General features: G+C 60.4%; 18 protein-coding genes. All 18 read left to right on the forward strand.

Translation table 11 applies throughout. From position 1 onward, the window contains the following. Positions 1 to 3: 3 nt before the first annotated feature. The 18 genes from ACTQ1S_RS04905 (at position 4) to rplN (ending at position 16148) form a co-directional block, all read left to right on the forward strand. Complete coding sequence (locus ACTQ1S_RS04905; protein WP_441547202.1) at positions 4 to 4479, forward strand: DNA-directed RNA polymerase subunit beta'; 4476 nt, start codon at positions 4 to 6, stop codon at positions 4477 to 4479. Positions 4480 to 4917: 438 nt separating this feature from the next. After that, the gene (gene rpsL, locus ACTQ1S_RS04910) at positions 4918 to 5295 is read left to right on the forward strand and encodes a 30S ribosomal protein S12 (protein WP_154514699.1); all 378 of its coding nucleotides are present in this window, start codon (positions 4918 to 4920) and stop codon (positions 5293 to 5295) included. Positions 5296 to 5368: 73 nt separating this feature from the next. Beyond that, positions 5369 to 5842, forward strand: a complete 474-nt coding sequence (rpsG, locus tag ACTQ1S_RS04915; protein WP_006235013.1) for a 30S ribosomal protein S7 — start codon at positions 5369 to 5371, stop codon at positions 5840 to 5842. Positions 5843 to 5861: 19 nt separating this feature from the next. Further along, positions 5862 to 7961, forward strand: a complete 2100-nt coding sequence (fusA, locus tag ACTQ1S_RS04920) for an elongation factor G (RefSeq protein ID WP_154514697.1) — start codon at positions 5862 to 5864, stop codon at positions 7959 to 7961. 60 nt (positions 7962 to 8021) lie between these two features. After that, positions 8022 to 8330, forward strand: coding sequence for a 30S ribosomal protein S10 (gene rpsJ / locus ACTQ1S_RS04925; protein ID WP_427717612.1), 309 nt, complete (start codon positions 8022 to 8024; stop codon positions 8328 to 8330). Positions 8331 to 8470: 140 nt separating this feature from the next. Then, positions 8471 to 9625 (forward strand): cation diffusion facilitator family transporter, encoded by a 1155-nt coding sequence (locus tag ACTQ1S_RS04930; protein WP_441547203.1) that lies wholly within the window; start codon positions 8471 to 8473, stop codon positions 9623 to 9625. A 39-nt stretch (positions 9626 to 9664) separates the two neighbouring features. Then, complete coding sequence (locus ACTQ1S_RS04935; protein ID WP_441547204.1) at positions 9665 to 10285, forward strand: histidine phosphatase family protein; 621 nt, start codon at positions 9665 to 9667, stop codon at positions 10283 to 10285. Between the two features lie 459 nt (positions 10286 to 10744). Continuing rightward, on the forward strand, positions 10745 to 11365 hold the full coding sequence (gene rplC, locus ACTQ1S_RS04940) for a 50S ribosomal protein L3 (RefSeq protein ID WP_089572481.1): 621 nt from the start codon (positions 10745 to 10747) through the stop codon (positions 11363 to 11365). Between the two features lie 46 nt (positions 11366 to 11411). Continuing rightward, the gene (gene rplD / locus ACTQ1S_RS04945) at positions 11412 to 12038 is read left to right on the forward strand and encodes a 50S ribosomal protein L4 (RefSeq protein ID WP_006235032.1); all 627 of its coding nucleotides are present in this window, start codon (positions 11412 to 11414) and stop codon (positions 12036 to 12038) included. Further along, positions 12039 to 12326: a 50S ribosomal protein L23 gene (rplW, locus tag ACTQ1S_RS04950; RefSeq protein ID WP_006235033.1), complete on the forward strand. Its 288-nt coding sequence runs from the start codon at positions 12039 to 12041 to the stop codon at positions 12324 to 12326. Between the two features lie 179 nt (positions 12327 to 12505). Beyond that, positions 12506 to 13336 (forward strand): 50S ribosomal protein L2, encoded by an 831-nt coding sequence (gene rplB, locus ACTQ1S_RS04955; protein ID WP_117583062.1) that lies wholly within the window; start codon positions 12506 to 12508, stop codon positions 13334 to 13336. Positions 13337 to 13368: 32 nt separating this feature from the next. Continuing rightward, positions 13369 to 13629 carry a 30S ribosomal protein S19 gene (gene rpsS / locus ACTQ1S_RS04960; protein ID WP_006235035.1) on the forward strand — a complete coding sequence of 87 codons (261 nt, stop codon included), beginning with the start codon at positions 13369 to 13371 and terminating at the stop codon, positions 13627 to 13629. 14 nt (positions 13630 to 13643) lie between these two features. Next, entirely contained in the window at positions 13644 to 14015 is a 372-nt protein-coding gene (gene rplV / locus ACTQ1S_RS04965) for a 50S ribosomal protein L22 (RefSeq protein WP_006235036.1), read from the forward strand. 6 nt (positions 14016 to 14021) lie between these two features. After that, the gene (gene rpsC, locus ACTQ1S_RS04970) at positions 14022 to 14732 is read left to right on the forward strand and encodes a 30S ribosomal protein S3 (RefSeq protein WP_154514689.1); all 711 of its coding nucleotides are present in this window, start codon (positions 14022 to 14024) and stop codon (positions 14730 to 14732) included. Beyond that, positions 14732 to 15169, forward strand: a complete 438-nt coding sequence (gene rplP, locus ACTQ1S_RS04975; protein WP_370450531.1) for a 50S ribosomal protein L16 — start codon at positions 14732 to 14734, stop codon at positions 15167 to 15169. The genes rpsC and rplP overlap by 1 nt, the downstream gene beginning before the upstream one ends. After that, positions 15169 to 15384: a 50S ribosomal protein L29 gene (rpmC, locus tag ACTQ1S_RS04980; protein ID WP_006235039.1), complete on the forward strand. Its 216-nt coding sequence runs from the start codon at positions 15169 to 15171 to the stop codon at positions 15382 to 15384. The genes rplP and rpmC overlap by 1 nt, the downstream gene beginning before the upstream one ends. Before the next feature lie 16 nt (positions 15385 to 15400). Next, positions 15401 to 15661, forward strand: a complete 261-nt coding sequence (rpsQ, locus tag ACTQ1S_RS04985) for a 30S ribosomal protein S17 (protein WP_006235040.1) — start codon at positions 15401 to 15403, stop codon at positions 15659 to 15661. Positions 15662 to 15779: 118 nt separating this feature from the next. After that, positions 15780 to 16148: a 50S ribosomal protein L14 gene (rplN, locus tag ACTQ1S_RS04990; protein WP_117734331.1), complete on the forward strand. Its 369-nt coding sequence runs from the start codon at positions 15780 to 15782 to the stop codon at positions 16146 to 16148.

A 16148-nucleotide genomic window follows, 5' to 3' on the forward strand; every position in this document is an offset into this window, starting at 1 on the left:
ACTGTGGCAGATTTCGAAGCTACTGAATTTGACTCGGTAAAGATCTCCCTTGCCTCCGCCGACCAGATCCGTTCCTGGTCGCACGGTGAGGTCAAGAAGCCGGAGACCATCAATTACCGTACCCTCAAGCCCGAGAAGGACGGCCTGTTCTGCGAGAAGATCTTCGGTCCCGCCAAGGACTGGGAGTGCTCCTGCGGCAAGTACAAGGGCATCCGCTTTAAGGGCATCGTCTGCGAGCGCTGCGGCGTCGAGGTCACCTCGGCCAAGGTGCGTCGCGACCGCATGGGCCATATCGAGCTCGCCGCTCCCGTGTCCCACATCTGGTACTTCAAGAGCCCCACGAGCTTCCCGATGAGCCGTATGCTCGACATCAAGTCCAAGGACCTCGAGAAGGTTCTGTACTTTGCCAGCTACATCATCACCGAGGTCGACTACGAGGCTCGCGAGGCCGACGCTGACGACCTGCGCGAGGAGCTCGCCGCCGATCTGGAAGAGATCGATGCCGAGTGCGCCCGCCAGATCGAGTCCCTCAAGGAGCAGGGCAACCCCGAGAACTTTGACGAGTTCTCCGACGAGGAGCCGCTGACCCCCGAGGAGATCGCCTCTGGCATCGTCGACATCGAGGAAGAGTGCAAGGACGAGAAGCAGCTCCGCACGGACGCCTTCAACGCCTTCATGAAGCTCACCGAGCGCGACCTCATCTCCGATGAGCCGCTGTTCCGCGAGATGACCCGTTACTACTCCATGTACTTCAAGGGTGGCATGGGTGCCGAGGCCGTCCGCGACCTGCTCGCTGCCATCGACCTCCCCTCCGAGGCCGAGAAGCTCAAGGCCATCATCGCCGACGAGGACTCTCAGAAGCAGAAGCGCGAGAAGGCCGTCAAGCGCCTCGAGGTCGTTGACGCCTTCCTGAAGGGCGGCAACAGCCCCGCGAACATGATTCTGGATGTCATCCCGGTCATTCCGCCCGATCTGCGCCCGATGGTCCAGCTCGACGGCGGCCGCTTCGCCGCGTCCGACCTCAACGACCTGTATCGTCGCGTGATCAACCGTAACAACCGACTCAAGCGCCTGCTCGACCTGGACGCCCCTGCGATCATCGTGAACAACGAGAAGCGCATGCTCCAGGAGTCCGTGGACGCCCTGTTCGACAACGGCCGCCGTGGGCGCCCGGTCTCTGGCCGTGGCGGTCGCCCGCTCAAGTCGCTCGCCGAGGCCCTCAAGGGCAAGCAGGGTCGTTTCCGCCAGAACTTGCTGGGCAAGCGTGTCGACTACTCCGGCCGTTCGGTAATCGTTACCGACCCCAAGCTGCTGCTGCACCAGTGCGGTCTGCCCAAGACCATGGCGCTGGAGCTCTTCAAGCCCTTCGTCATGAAGCGCCTGGTCGAGCTTGGCAAGGTCGAGAACATCAAGGGCGCCAAGCGCGCTATCGACCGCGGTGCCACCTTTGTGTGGGACATCCTCGAAGAGGTCATCGACGGTCGTGTCGTGCTGCTTAACCGTGCACCGACCCTGCACCGTCTGTCCATCCAGGCCTTTGAGCCGGTGCTGGTCGAGGGCAAGGCTATCCACCTGCACCCGCTGGTCTGCGCGCCCTTCAACGCCGACTTCGACGGCGACCAGATGTCTGTCCACGTGCCGCTGTCCAGCCAGGCTCAGGCCGAGGCCCGCGTGCTCATGCTCTCTGCGAACAACCTGCGCTCGCCGGCATCCGGCAAGCCGGTCAACATCCCCTCGCAGGACATGATCATTGGTGTGTACTACCTGACCCAGGTCCGCGACGGTCTGCCGGGCGAGAACCACGTGTTCTCGAGCTTCGACGACGCGCTGCACGCCTATGACTGCCGCTCCGAAGTCGACATGCAGGCCAAGATTCAGGTCCGCGTGTCCGCCGAGAACGCCAACGTCATCAACGAGGACGGTACCCGTATCTTCCGCGTCAAGAACGGCAAGAACGAGTTCGTCGACTACGATGTCACCGGTAACAAGACCGCACGCTTCGAGACGTCTATCGGCCGTATCATCTTCAACCGCCAGTGCCTGCCCGAAGACTACGAGTTCATGAACTACAAGATGGTCAAGGGCGATGTGGCCAAGCTGGTTGCCGACTGCTGCGATCGTTACCCCGAGGCCAAGGTCGGCCCGATCCTCGACTCTATCAAGTACTCCGGCTTCCACTACGCTACCCGCGCCGGCCTCACCATCTCGGTGTGGGACGCTCTCATCCCTGCCGAGAAGCAGGAGCTGCTCGACCGCGCCCAGGCCAACGTCGACCAGATCAACGAGTACTTCGAGGAGGGCTTCATCAACGAGACGGAGCGCCACATCGAAGTCGTTAACGAGTGGACCGCTTGTACCGATAAGGTCGCAGCGCTCATGCTCGACATGTTCGACGAGGAGAACCCGCTGTACATGATGGCCGACTCCGGCGCCCGTGGTTCTAAGACCCAGCTGCGTCAGCTCGGCGGCATGCGTGGCCTGATGGCAGATATGTCCGGCGAGACGATCGACCTTCCCATTAAGGCGAACTTCCGCGAGGGCCTGCTGCCGCTCGAGTACTTCATTTCGACCTACGGCGCCCGTAAGGGCCTGGTCGATACCGCATCCCACACCTCGGACTCTGGCTACCTGACCCGTCGTCTGGTCGACGTGGCCCAGGACGTCATCGTCCGCGAGGAGGACTGCGGTACGCACGAGGGTGTCACCTACAACCTCATCATCCCCGGCACCACCGACCTCAACACCGATCTTGTCGGCCGTTGCTTTATTGAGGACGTCGTGGCTCCCGATGGCACCGTGCTCTTTGAGCAGGACGGCTATATCGAGAAGGTCGCCGACATCCAGAAGATGGTCGATGCGGGCCTTAAGAAGGTCAAGCTTCGCGCGCTGCTCACCTGCCGCTCCAAGTACGGCGTGTGCCAGAAGTGCTACGGCTGGGATCTTTCCACCCGTCGTCCGGTCGCCATCGGTACCGCAGTCGGCATTATTGCCGCCCAGTCCATCGGCGAGCCCGGTACGCAGCTTACGATGCGTACCATTCACTCCGGCGGCGTCGCTGGCGTCGACGATATTACGCAGGGTCTGCCTACGGTCAGCCGTATGTTCGATATCGTCGGCAACGTCAACGAGAAGATCCTGGGTCGCGAGGCCGAGCTGGCTCCGTACTCCGGCCACCTCTCGATTAAGCCCGAGAAGTCCGAGTACGTGCTGACGCTCACCGACTCCGAAGATCACACCCGTGTCCTCGACGAGCGTCGCGTCCCCGCTTCGGTGCGCTTTATGCCCGAGATCGAGGACGGCTGCGAGGTTCGCGCCGGCGACCAGATCACCAAGGGCTTCGTCAACTTCCGCAACCTGCGCAAGCTGACCGACATCGAGTCGACGATGCACACCTTCGTCGAGAGCGTCAAGGACGTCTACACCAGCCAGGGTGTCGACCTGAACGACAAGCACATCGAGGTGCTCGCACGTCAGATGCTGCGTCGCGTTCAGATCACCAACCCCGGCGACTCCAAGTACCTGCTTGGTCAGTACGTCGACCGCTACGAGTTCGCCGACGAGGTCGAGCGCGTTGCCCGTCTGGGCGGTCAGGCTCCCGTGGCTGAGCCCGTCATCTTGGGTACGCTCAAGGTTGCGTCCAACATCGACTCCTGGCTGTCGAGCGCTTCGTTCATCCGTACCGCCGGCGTCCTTACCGAGGCTGCTATTGAGGGCAAGGTCGACCACCTGCTCGACCTTAAGTCCAACGTCATCGTCGGTAAGAAGATCCCGGCTGGTACCGGCCTCAAGCCGTACGCTAACGCCAAGCTGACGTATCGCACGGCCGACGGCTACGTGGACATCGATGGTCCGGCTTCGCCCAACGCCAAGTCGCTGCCCGAGTGGGCTCCCGTGGAGCTCAAGGACCTGGACGAGCGGCTCCCTCAGCAGCTCGACTGGGCCGGCTACGACGAGTTTGGCGGTGCCGACGGTTCGTTCACCCGCAACGGCCACACCATCTCCGCCGAGAAGGCTCGCCTGTACCTGTTCGACGACCTGGGTGTGTCGCAGCGCTGGACCAACAAGTTCAGCGAGGTCGGCATCGAGACGGTCGGCGACCTGGTTGGCAAGTCCGAGGAGGATCTGCTGCGCATCGATGGCATCGGTGCCAAGGCGATCGAGGAGCTCCGTGACGGCCTCGAGGCCCACGACCTGCTCTACATCCTCGAGAACAACGACGACGTTGCCGACGAGGAAGACCTCTCGCAGCTGCTGCAGATGGTCTTTAGCCCCGACGGTCCGGACGACATCCTGCTGGGCACCTCCGCTCCGACGCATCACGCCGATGCCGACGAGGAGCTCCTGGGCGCCCCGATCGACGACAAGAAGGCTCCCGCCAACGGCGCCATCAACGAGGACATGGCTTCCCTCGACGAGCTGCTCAACCAGCTCGTGGACACCGACGACGCCGAAGAGGCCAAGGACAACGACGGGGAGTAATTTCCCAGTACGTTAACCGCCCTTCCAAAGACCCGCTTCCCAACAGGGAAGCGGGTCTTTTTTGTTGAGGAACGTTGCCCTGACGAGCACGTAGGATTCCCGGTCCGGGCGGCCCAGGGGTTAAGTTTGTCGCGAGTTCCGCACGAGCCGGAGGCCACTTAATGTGGCCTCCGTGCGAGCCAGGACTGTAGAGCAGCAAACTTAACCCCTGGGCCGCCCGTCCCGGGAATCCGCCCTCGCGCACAGGAGGGGATTCCTTTTGTGTAGGCTTTGCGGAAATGTGGCTATTTTAGGATACGCCCGGCGGCGTGGTCTGTTGACGACACAGCTAACGGCACGTATCCTATCGAACTGCGTGTTTCGTAGGGGGATGCTGACCCCTCGATTCAAGCCGTTGCACTTTACAGAAAGCTGGAATCATTCGAGAAGGAGTACGCTTTGCCTACTATTAACCAGCTGGTTCGCCAGGGCCGTCGTTCCGCGCCCAAGAAGTCCAAGAACGCTGCTCTGCAGCACAACTCCCAGAAGCGCGGCGTGTGCACCCGCGTCTTCACCACGAGCCCCAAGAAGCCGAACTCGGCTCTTCGTAAGGTTGCCCGTGTTCGCCTCGTCAACGGCATCGAAGTTACTGCTTACATTCCGGGTGAGGGCCACAACCTGCAGGAGCACTCCATCGTGCTCGTCCGCGGCGGTCGTGTTCGTGACCTCCCTGGTGTCCGTTATCACGTCATCCGTGGCGCCTACGATGCTGCTCCGGTCCAGAACCGTATGCAGGCCCGTTCCAAGTACGGTGCCAAGCGCCCCAAGGCCAAATAAGCCAGATAACGTTTTGATACTTTCGCCGTGTGCCGCCTAAGCGCCGCACGGTAGACACTTAAGGAGATTTCACATGCCGCGTCGTGCAGCAGCTAATCGTCGTGAGGTTCAGCCTGACGCCGTTTACAACAACCGCCTGGTGACTCAGCTCATCAACAAGGTCCTTCTTGACGGCAAGAAGGCTACCGCTGAGCGCATCGTTTACACCGCTTTCGAGATCGTTGCCGAGAAGTCCGAGGGTGGCGACGCTCTCGCTACCTTCAAGAAGGCTATGGACAACGTCAAGCCCACGCTCGAGGTTAAGCCCAAGCGTGTCGGTGGCGCTACCTATCAGGTCCCGATGGAGGTCAACTCCCGTCGTTCCACCGCTCTGGGCATCCGCTGGATCGTCAACTTCTCCCGCGCTCGCAAGGAGAAGACCATGGCTGAGCGTCTCGCAAACGAGATTCTCGACGCTTCCAACGGCCTGGGCGCTTCCGTCAAGAAGCGTGAGGACGTCTTCAAGATGGCCGAGGCCAACCGCGCGTTCTCTCACTATCGTTGGTAAGTTAAGGTAAGGAACTAACATGGCTAAGGCTAAGCACAAGCTTTCCGATACCCGTAACATCGGCATCATGGCCCACATCGATGCCGGTAAGACCACCACGACCGAGCGTATTCTTTACTACACCGGTAAGACCCACAAGATCGGTGAGGTCCATGAGGGCGCTGCCACCATGGACTGGATGGTTCAGGAGCAGGAGCGCGGCGTAACCATTACCTCCGCTGCTACCACGTGCTTCTGGAACAAGGACGGTAAGGACTACCGCATCCAGATCATCGACACCCCGGGCCACGTTGACTTCACCGCCGAGGTCGAGCGCTGCCTGCGCGTCCTCGATGGCGCTGTCGCCGTCTTCGACGCCGTTGCCGGCGTCCAGCCCCAGTCTGAGACCGTTTGGCGTCAGGCTTCTACCTTCAACGTTCCCCGCATCGCCTTCATCAACAAGTATGACCGCGTGGGCGCTGACTTCTTCAACGCTATCGAGACCATGAAGGATCGTCTCGACGCCAACGCCGTGGCCGCTCAGGTCCCGATGGGCGCCGAGGACAACTTCTGGGGCGTCATCGACCTGGTCACCATGACTGCATGGGACTTCAAGGCCGACGAGAAGGGCATGACCTACCCCGAGCCGATGGATGAGATCCCGGCTGAGTTCGCCGACATCGCTGCCACCAAGCGCGAGGAGCTCCTCGACGCCGCTGCCAGCTTTGACGACGAGCTCATGGAGAAGATCCTCATGGAGGAGGACTTCACCGTCGAGGAGCTCAAGGCTGCTCTGCGCAAGGGCGTTCTGGCCAACGAGCTCAACCTCGTCTTTGTGGGCTCCGCCTACAAGAACAAGGGCGTTCAGGAGCTGCTCGACGCTGTCGTCGACTACCTGCCCAGCCCCCTCGACGTTGAGGCCGTCACCGGTACCGATCCGGAAACCGGCGAGGAGATCGTGCGTCATCCCTCCTTCGACGAGCCCTTCTCCGGCCTGGTCTTCAAGATCATGACCGACCCGTTCGTCGGTAAGCTCACCTACGTCCGCGTTTATTCCGGTCGCGCCGAGTCCGGCTCCTACGTGGTCAACGCCTCCAACGGTCAGCGCGAGCGCCTCGGCCGCATCCTCGAGATGAACGCCGCCGAGCGTATCGACCGTGACGACGCTTGCGCCGGTGACATCGTCGCCTGCGTCGGCTTCAAGAACTCCACCACCGGTGACACCCTGTGCGCCGAGGGCAAGGAGATCGTCCTCGAGAAGATCGAGTTCGCTAAGCCCGTTATCGACGTTGCCATCGAGCCCAAGACCAAGGCCGAGCAGGACAAGATGTCCCTGGCTCTGACCAAGCTCGCCGAGGAGGACCCGACCTTCACGGTGTCCACCAACCACGAGACCGGCCAGACCATCATCGCCGGCATGGGCGAGCTGCACCTCGAGATCATCGTTGACCGTCTGCTCCGTGAGTTCAAGGTTGACGCTAACGTCGGTAAGCCCCAGGTTGCCTACCGCGAGACCGCTGGTCACGACGTCGAGAGGGCTGAGGGCAAGTTCGTCCGTCAGTCCGGCGGTCGCGGTCAGTACGGCCACGCCGTCATCAAGCTCGAGAAGATGGAGGAGGGCTTCGGCTACGAGTTCGTCAACGCTATCGTCGGCGGCGTCGTGCCCAAGGAGTACATCCCGTCCATCGACAAGGGCATCCAGGAGGCCCTGAACACCGGTGTTATCGCCGGCTTCCCGGTCCTCGACGTTAAGGTCACCCTGTTCGACGGTTCTTACCACGAGGTCGACTCCTCCGAGGCCGCCTTCAAGATCGCCGGTTCTATGGCTATCAAGGACGCCCTCAAGAAGTCTGATCCGCAGCTGCTCGAGCCGATCATGGCTGTCGAGGTCGAGACCCCCGAGCAGTACATGGGCGACGTTATGGGCAACCTCTCCGGTCGCCGCGGCAAGATCGAGGGCATGGAGGATCGCAAGAACACCAAGCTCATCCGTGCCAAGGTGCCGCTGGGCGAGATGTTCGGTTACGCTACCGACCTTCGCTCCCAGACCCAGGGCCGTGCATCCTACACGATGCAGTTCGACTCTTATGAGCCTGCGCCCAAGTCCATCGTGGACGAGGTCATGAGCAAGAACGCCTAAGTTCGAGCTCCCTGTTACGTAATCCGCGAGAACATCTCTCGCACTCTTTGGAGGTTTAAGTTGGCTACCCAGAAGATCCGCATTCGCCTCAAGGGCTATGATCACGAGGTCGTCGATCAGTCCGCGAAGCTCATTGTCGAGACCGCTCAGAAGACCGGCGCTCGCGTTTCCGGTCCTGTTCCCCTGCCCACCGAGCGCAACCTGTACACGGTCATCCGCTCGCCGCACAAGGACAAGGACTCCCGCGAGCAGTTCGAGATGCGCACCCACAAGCGCCTCATCGACATCCTCGACCCCACCTCGGGCACCGTTGATTCGCTCATGCGTCTCGACCTCCCCGCTGGCGTCGACATCGACATCAAGCTCTAAGCTTTTTGCTCGATAGTGCGATTTGTAAGGCCGCAGCCCTAAGGGTTGCGGCCTTTTTTGTATCGATGGGGTAAAGGGTCTACACTACTGAGCTATTCGACAAACGAGTGTATGAGTAAAACTGTTGGGGGCAGATATAGATGGTCGAGTGGATCGTTCGTCGTGCGCAGGGTGACCGTGCGCGCGTGGGCACGTTGGCGGGCGTGGTGTGTATTCTCGCCAATGTGGCGCTATGCGCTGCGAAGGGTGCAATTGGCGTGCTGTCGGGATCGGTTTCGATTGTGGCGGACGCCATGAACAACCTGTCTGACGCCAGCTCAAACATCGTGAGCGTGCTTGGCTTTAAGCTGGCTGGCAAGCCGGCAGACCCCGAGCATCCTTACGGCCATGGCCGCTACGAGTATCTCTCGGGTCTGGTCGTGGCGGCGCTCGTGCTGCTCATCGGCCTCGAACTGGTGAAGTCCTCGTTTGAGCGTATCGTCCACCCCGAACCCGTCGAGTTCTCGCTTGCCCTGGTGGCAGTCTTGGCGCTTTCGATGGTTGTTAAACTGTGGATGGCGGCCCTCAACCAAAAGCTCGGTGACCGTATTGAGTCTGAGACGCTGCATGCGACCGCGCAGGATTCCAAGAACGATGTCCTTGCCACAGGCGCCGTGTTATCTTGCGCAATTGTTTCGCAGGTGACGCATATCAATCTTGATGCTTGGGTCGGCCTTGCCGTTGGCGCCTATATTGGCTGGAGCGGTTTTGAGCTCATCCAGGATACGGTGAGCCCGCTTTTGGGTCAGGCGCCCGATCCCAAGCTGGTCGAACATATTCGCGGCAAGATCATGAGCTACCCTGGCGTCTTGGGCGTTCATGACCTAATGGTTCACGACTACGGCCCGGGCAGGAAGTTCGCAAGCGCTCACGCCGAGATGGCGGCCGAGGCCAGCCCGCTGGAAAGTCATGACACGCTCGACAATATTGAACAGGCATTTAGGGACGAAGACGACATGATTGTCACGCTTCACTACGATCCCATCGTGACCGATGACCCCAAGGTGGCGAGCATGCGCTTGCGCATTCACGCCATGGCCCAACAGATCGATAGCCGCCTTTCGATTCATGACCTGCGCTGTGTGCCGGGTCCTACGCACACCAACGTGATCTTTGACTGCGTGCGTCCCTCGGATTTGGGCATGGGGTCCGATGAGCTCAAGCACGCGTTGGCCCAGAGGGTCGAATCGGAATTTCCCAAGTCGATTGCCAAGATTACGATCGACGATGACTACGTAGGGCATACCCACGAGTAGGTCTGCGCCGGCAAAGCACGTTATACAGAAGGGGAGAATATGAAGAGGCTGTATCTGCTCCGCCACGGCCAGACGGAATTCAACGTCAAAAAGCTCGTCCAGGGTCGCTGTGATTCACCGCTTACCGATTTGGGCCGTCAACAGGCCCAAGCGGCAGCCGAATGGCTCAAAGCCCACGGCGTCGTCCCCGACAAAGTGGTCTCATCGCCTTTAGGCCGAGCTATGGACACGGCAAGTCTCGTCGCATGCGAGATCCTCGGTCCGGATGCGGCTGTCGAGCCCTGCGAAGGCATCATCGAGCGCGGCTATGGGACCTTCGAGGAAGGCCCGCACGACGCATTGCCTACCGACGTTTGGGATCCGGGCGAGGATTTGGTCCCCTTCGGAGGAGAAGGAAGCCGCGCGCTGCAAGAACGCATGGTAGACACCCTCACCAATCTCATGGGCGCCGAGGGCATCGAAACCCTTCTAGCAGTAAGCCACGGCAGCGCCAGCCGCCAATTCATCAAGGCTGCAGCTCCAGAGGGCTTCGAGCTCCCAGCAAAACTCCCCAACTGCGCCATTATGATCTTCGATTTCGACGATGCGCGAGAAGAGGACGATACGCCCCAATGCAAGTTCACCTTGCAGCAAATTGTGGATCCCCAACAAAGTCATTAGCCTGAGCGAGCAAGGTTTAGCAGACATCAACGTGGCGTTCCCAGTGTGCGGCGGAGGGGGCGGGCCTGAGACATATTAAGGTTGTCGCGAGTTCCGCACGAACAGGAGAGCACTTAATGTGCTCTCCGTCGTGAGCAGGACTGTAGAGCAGCAACCTTAATATGTCTCAGGCCCGCCCCCTCCGCCGCACACTGGGAACGTGCCACGCACTTTACCTGCGTAAACAATGTGAGTGAAATATGAATCTCGATGGATACGCCCGCAGCCGTGTATACTAAACAGCTGTGTGAAACCAGGGGAGTATTCTGGCTGGACAAAATGCCTGCTTAATAGGGTTGTCAGGTAGTCCGGACGCAATACAAGGCTGGGGAGCACGTCGTGTAAGTAGTGGTCCTCTAGGGGCGTACGCTCGGTGGTGTACGCATTGTCCCAAGACCACGCGAGAGTTGGGATCATATCTTGATCAGCATGATTCTCGGCCGCAAGATTGGCATGACCCAGGTTTGGGACGAGAACGACAACGTCGTTCCCGTCACGGTCATCCAGGCTGGCCCCTGCGCTGTCTCGCAGGTTAAAACTCAGGCAACCGACGGCTATGACGCCGTCCAGATCGGTTTCGGCGACATCAAGGCCAAGAACGTGAACAAGCCCATGGCTGGTCACTTCGCCAAGGCCGGCGTCGAGCCTGTCCGCTTCCTTCGTGAGGTCCGCGTCGAGAACGGCGAGGAGCACAAGGTCGGCGAGGTCGTCACCGTCGCTGATTTCGCTGATGTCGAGAAGGTCGACGTCATCGGTACCTCCAAGGGTAAGGGCTTCCAGGGTCGCATCAAGCGCTGGGGTCAGCGCCGCGGTCCTATGACGCATGGTTCTCACTTCCAGCGTCACCCCGGTTCTATCGGTCAGTGCGCCTATCCTGCGCGCGTCCTCAAGGGCGTCAAGATGGCCGGCCACATGGGTAACGAGCGCGTTACCGTCAAGAACCTTTCCGTTGTCCGCATCGATGCCGAGCAGAACCTCATCTTGGTCAAGGGCGCTGTCCCGGGTGCCAAGAATGGTCTCGTCGCCATCCGTATGGCCTAAGGGCCCAGCCCATTTAGCCCAGCGTCATACCAAGGAGAACACTTAAATGGCAAAGTTTGAAGTAAAGAACAGCGAGGGCAAGAAGGTCGCCGAGGCCGAGCTCGCCGCTGAGGTGTACGGCATCGAGCCGAACATCCACGTTATGCACCACATCGTCAAGTGCCAGATGGCCTCTTGGCGTCAGGGCACCCAGTCCGCTAAGGGCCGCTCTGAGGTTTCCGGTGGCGGCAAGAAGCCTTGGCGTCAGAAGGGCACCGGTCGTGCCCGCCAGGGTTCCATCCGTGCTGCCCAGTGGCGTCACGGTGGCGTTGTCTTCGCCCCCAAGCCCCGTTCCTACGCTAAGCGTATGAACAACAAGGAGGTCAAGCTGGCTATGCGCTCTGCGCTGTCCGCCAAGCTGGCCGATGGCGAGCTCGTGCTCGTCGACGACTACGGCTTCGAGAAGCCTTCCACCAAGGCTGCCGTTGCCATGCTCAAGGCTCTTGGCCTTGAGGGCAAGCGTCTGACCATCATCGTTCGCGATGAGGACGTCAACGCCTACCTGTCGTTCCGCAACATTCCCAAGACGTTCATCATCACTGCCGACGAGGCCAACACCTATGATCTCGTCAACAACAACGCTGTGCTGATGCCCGCCGACATCGCCGCTCACTTCGGGGAGGTGCTTGCATAAATGACCGCCCACGAGATCATCATCCGTCCGATCGTGTCCGAGCGTTCCTTCTCCGGCATGGAGCAGAACAAGTACACGTTCGAGGTCGCCAAGGATGCTAACAAGTATCAGATCAAGGACGCTGTCGAGGAGATCTTCGGCGTCAAGGTCGTTCGCGTGAACACCCTGACGGTCAAGCCCAAGACCAAGCGCGTGCGCTATGTCGCCGGCAAGACCCGTTCTTGGAAGAAGGCCATCGTTACGCTGGCCGAGGGCGACACCATCGAGGTCTTTGGCAACCAGGCCTAAGACTCGCTGCTGTTGAGTGAGCTCATGCCTCCCAAATAGGGGAGGCGAGAGCTCAAGGTTTTGGGCGTATAAAATGGACACGCCCGGAACCGTGTATACGTCCGGTGTCATCGCACCCGAGGCAGAACCTCGAATCCCTGTCTGCGATGGCTAACGGATACCTATTGAAAGGGATTGTAATGGCTGTAAAGCACCTTAAGCCGACCTCCGCTGGTAGGCGTTGGCAGACGATCTCCGACTTCTCTGAGATCACCTGTACCAAGCCCGAGAAGTCTCTTCTCGAGCCCCTGCCCAAGAAGGCCGGTCGTAACAACAACGGCCGCATCACCACCCGCCACCAGGGCGGCGGCGTGAAGCGTCGTTACCGCGTGATCGACTTCAAGCGCAACAAGGACGGCGTGCCCGCCAAGGTTGCCACGATCGAGTACGATCCGAACCGTTCCGCTCGCATCGCTCTGCTGCACTATGCTGACGGTGAGAAGCGCTACATCCTGGCCCCCAAGGGCCTCGAGGTCGGTCAGACCGTCATGTCCGGTTCTGACGCCGACATCAAGCCGGGCAACGCTCTGCCCCTCGCCGACATCCCCGTCGGTACGCTCATCCACGCCGTCGAGTTCCAGCCGGGCAAGGGCGCCGCTATCGCCCGTTCCGCCGGTAACTCCTGCCAGCTGATGGGTAAGGAGGGCAAGTACGCCATCGTCCGTATGCCTTCCTCTGAGATGCGCCGCATCCTCGTTACCTGCCGCGCCACCGTCGGTGAGGTCGGCAACGCTGATCACGCCAACATCGTCATCGGCAAGGCCGGCCGTAAGCGTCACATGAACGTGCGCCCGACCGTCCGCGGTACCGTTATGAACCCTGTCGACCACCCGCACGGCGGTGGCGAGGGCAAGAACCACACCTCTGGTCGTCCCTCTGTTACCCCCTGGGGTAAGCCGACGAAGGGCCTTCGTACGCGCAAGAAGAAGAAGGTCTCGAACCAGCACATCATTCGTCGCCGTAAGAAGTAATTTCGGATACCGAGTTTTAGGAGAAAGCACTTATGAGCAGAAGTCTCAAAAAGGGCCCGTTCGTGGAGACTCGCCTTCTCTCGCGTATCACCGCGATGAACGAGGCTGGCAAGAAGGACGTCGTGAAGACCTGGTCCCGCGCGTCCACCATCTTCCCCGAGATGGTTGGTCACACCATCGCCGTCCACGACGGCCGCAAGCATGTGCCCGTGTATGTTACCGAGTCCATGGTTGGTCACAAGCTCGGCGAGTTTGCGCCGACTCGTACGTTCCGTGGCCACAAGGCCAAATAGGGGGTTAACCGTAAATGGCAACTAAGTCTATTGAAACTGAGGCCACCGAGGTTCGCGCCGTCGCTAAGTACGTGCGTGTTTCCCCCAGCAAGGCCCGCCTGGTGGTCGATTTGATCCGCCGCAAGCCTGTCGCTCAGGCCTTCGACATCCTCCACTTCTGCGACCGCGCCGTCGCCGTGGATGTCGAGAAGGTTCTCCGTTCCGCCGTTGCGAACGCCGAGAACAACAACGGTCTGCGTGCCGACAACCTGGTTGTCGCTGCTGCCTATGTTGACGAGGGTCCGACGCTTAAGCGCATCCGTCCCCGCGCCAAGGGTTCCGCTTCCCGCATTCTGAAGCGTACTTCCCACATCACCGTCGTCGTTGCTCCTCGAAAGGAGGCGTAAAGCTGTATGGGTCAGAAAGTCTACCCCACCGGCTTCCGTCTTGGCATCACCGAGAACTGGCGCTCCCGCTGGTTCGCAGAGAAGGATTACGCTAAGACCCTCGGTAACGATCTCGAGATCCGCAAGTACCTCGAGAAGCGTCTCTCCCGCGCAGCTGTCTCCCGCGTCGAGATCGAGCGCGCTGGCGACAAGGTGAAGGTCATCATCTTCACCGCTCGCCCCGGCGTTGTCATCGGTAAGAAGGGTGCCGAGATCGATACCCTCCGCACCGAGCTCGAGAAGGTCGCTGGCGTCTCCAAGGGCCAGCTCTCCGTCGACGTTGTCGAGATCAAGCGCCCCGAGCTCGACGCCAACCTCGTTGCTCAGTCTATCGCTGAGCAGCTCGAGGGCCGCGTTGCCTTCCGTCGCGCCATGCGCAAGGCTGTCCAGTCCGCCCGCAAGGCCGGCGCCAAGGGCATCCGTATCCAGTGCTCCGGTCGTCTCGGCGGTGCCGAGATGGGCCGTCGTGAGTGGTACCGTGAGGGTCGCGTGCCTCTGCACACCCTCCGTGCCAAGATCGACTACGGCACGGCTGTCGCCAGCACCACCATGGGTGCCTGCGGCGTGAAGGTCTGGATCTACCTGGGCGAGAAGCTCCCGGGCCAGCCTGTTCCCAACCCTGCACTCGAGGGCTCTTCCCGTCCTCGTCGTCGTAACTCCGAGAGGAGGGGTCAGTAGTGCTTGCCCCTAAGCGTATTCTTCACCGCAAGGTGCAGCGTGGCTCCATGAAGGGCCAGGCCAAGGGTAATACCGAGCTGCATTTCGGCGAGTTTGGTATCCAGGCTCTCGAGGCCCATTGGATCACCAACCGTCAGATCGAGGCCGCTCGTATTGCCATGACCCGCTACATGAAGCGTGGCGGTCGTGTATACATCACGATCTTCCCCGATAAGCCCATCACTAAGAAGCCTGCCGAGACTCGCATGGGTTCTGGTAAGGGTAACCCCGAGGAGTGGGTGGCCGTCGTCAAGCCCGGCCGCATCATGTTCGAGGTCAAGGGCGTGCCCGAGGAGGTCGCTCGCGAGGCTCTGCGTCTGGCGCAGCACAAGCTCCCCATCAAGACCAAGATCGTCGCTAAGCCTGCCGCTACAGAGACGGCCGAGGAGGAGAACTAATGAAGCCCGCAGAGATTCGTGAGCTCTCGGACGCTCAGCTCGTTGAGAAGCTGAAGGAAATGCGCGCCGAGCTCTTTAACCTTCGTTTCCAGATGGCCACCAGCCAGCTGGACAACACCGCTCGCGTCAACACCGTGAAGAAGGACATCGCTCGCGTCCTCACGGAGCAGCGCGCCCGCGAGATCGCAGCGGAGAAGTCCGCTGTCGCCGAGTAGGACCTAAGGAGAGAACATGACTGATTCGCGTAACTCGCGTAAGGTCCGTACGGGTGTCGTTACCTCCGTCTCCGGTGCCAAGACCATCGTTGTCACCATCACCGAGCGCAAGCGTCACCCCAAGTACGGCAAGATGATGACCAGCTCCAAGAAGCTGCACGCTCACGACGAGGAGTGCACGGCTGGCGTGGGCGATACCGTCCGCGTTATGGAGACCCGTCCTATGTCCAAGATGAAGCGTTGGCGCCTCATCGAGGTCGTCGAGCGCGCTAAATAAGCAGTCGCTCTTACGACTTGTACGTTTCCGAAGATGTGCGTATGCCTGGCTTGCATACCACGGGCCGCATAAAGGCTGCGCACCTCTCTTCGGTTCTTAGTTCGGAGGAACATCTACCATGATTCAGATGCAAACCATGCTGAACGTCGCCGACAACTCCGGCGCTCGCAAGATTCGCTGCATCAAGGTGCTTGGCGGTTCCAAGCGTCGTTATGCAGGCATCGGCGATGTGTTCATCGGTGCTGTCCAGGAGGCTACCCCTGGCGCCAACGTCAAGAAGAAGGACGTTGTCCGTTGCGTCGTCGTTCGCACCGTTAAGGAGATCCGCCGCAAGGATGGCTCCTACATTCGCTTTGATGATAACGCCTGCGTTGTCATCAACAACGATGGTTCGCCCGTCGGCACCCGTATCTTCGGGCCCGTCGCTCGCGAGCTTCGTGACAAGAAGTACATGAAGATCGTCTCGCTCGCTCCCGAGACCCTGTAG

The organism is Collinsella sp. LCP21S3_D3 (assembly GCF_052118305.1).
GTDB lineage: Bacteria > Actinomycetota > Coriobacteriia > Coriobacteriales > Coriobacteriaceae > Collinsella.

Coding starts and splice junctions, on each gene's coding strand:
- rplN (WP_117734331.1), top strand. CDS start 15,780: ATGATTCAGATGCAAACCATGCTGAACGTCGCCGACAACTCCGGCGCT.
- rpsS (WP_006235035.1), top strand. CDS start 13,369: ATGAGCAGAAGTCTCAAAAAGGGCCCGTTCGTGGAGACTCGCCTTCTC.
- rplB (WP_117583062.1), top strand. CDS start 12,506: ATGGCTGTAAAGCACCTTAAGCCGACCTCCGCTGGTAGGCGTTGGCAG.
- rpsG (WP_006235013.1), top strand. CDS start 5,369: ATGCCGCGTCGTGCAGCAGCTAATCGTCGTGAGGTTCAGCCTGACGCC.
- rpsC (WP_154514689.1), top strand. CDS start 14,022: ATGGGTCAGAAAGTCTACCCCACCGGCTTCCGTCTTGGCATCACCGAG.
- rplW (WP_006235033.1), top strand. CDS start 12,039: ATGACCGCCCACGAGATCATCATCCGTCCGATCGTGTCCGAGCGTTCC.
- rplD (WP_006235032.1), top strand. CDS start 11,412: ATGGCAAAGTTTGAAGTAAAGAACAGCGAGGGCAAGAAGGTCGCCGAG.
- fusA (WP_154514697.1), top strand. CDS start 5,862: ATGGCTAAGGCTAAGCACAAGCTTTCCGATACCCGTAACATCGGCATC.
- rplV (WP_006235036.1), top strand. CDS start 13,644: ATGGCAACTAAGTCTATTGAAACTGAGGCCACCGAGGTTCGCGCCGTC.
- rpsQ (WP_006235040.1), top strand. CDS start 15,401: ATGACTGATTCGCGTAACTCGCGTAAGGTCCGTACGGGTGTCGTTACC.
- ACTQ1S_RS04930 (WP_441547203.1), top strand. CDS start 8,471: ATGGTCGAGTGGATCGTTCGTCGTGCGCAGGGTGACCGTGCGCGCGTG.
- rpmC (WP_006235039.1), top strand. CDS start 15,169: ATGAAGCCCGCAGAGATTCGTGAGCTCTCGGACGCTCAGCTCGTTGAG.
- ACTQ1S_RS04935 (WP_441547204.1), top strand. CDS start 9,665: ATGAAGAGGCTGTATCTGCTCCGCCACGGCCAGACGGAATTCAACGTC.